Annotated in this window: 1 protein-coding gene; it reads left to right on the forward strand. The window is 65.6% G+C overall.

Features of this window, described 5'->3' with window-relative positions:
• On the forward strand, nucleotides 1-494 hold a 494-nt coding region (locus tag ACLQ26_RS33035; RefSeq protein WP_425748276.1), incomplete at both ends, for a HAMP domain-containing protein.

Genomic DNA, 494 nt, shown 5'->3' on the forward strand with positions numbered 1-494 from the left:
CTGGAGTTGAAGTCGACTGTCAACACGATGGTGGACCAGTTGTCGTCGTTCGCCGACGAGGTGACGCGGGTGGCCCGCGAGGTGGGCACCGAGGGCAAGCTCGGCGGTCAGGCGCAGGTACGCGGGGTCGCCGGCACCTGGCGGGATCTCACCGACAACGTCAACTCGATGGCCTCCAACCTGACCGCCCAGGTCCGCAACATCGCGCAGGTCTCCACTGCGGTGGCGAAGGGTGACCTGTCGCAGAAGATCACGGTGGACGCGCGGGGCGAGATTCTGGAGTTGAAGTCGACTGTCAACACGATGGTGGACCAGTTGTCGTCGTTCGCCGACGAGGTGACGCGGGTGGCCCGTGAGGTGGGCACCGAAGGCAAGCTCGGTGGTCAGGCGCAGGTCAAGGGCGTCAGCGGTACGTGGCGGGACCTGACCGACAACGTGAACTCGATGGCGTCCAACCTGACCAGCCAGGTCCGCAACATCGCCTCGGTGACCAC

Origin of the sequence: Micromonospora sp. DT43 (assembly GCF_049841645.1) — a bacterium.
In the GTDB taxonomy this organism is placed as follows: domain Bacteria; phylum Actinomycetota; class Actinomycetes; order Mycobacteriales; family Micromonosporaceae; genus Micromonospora.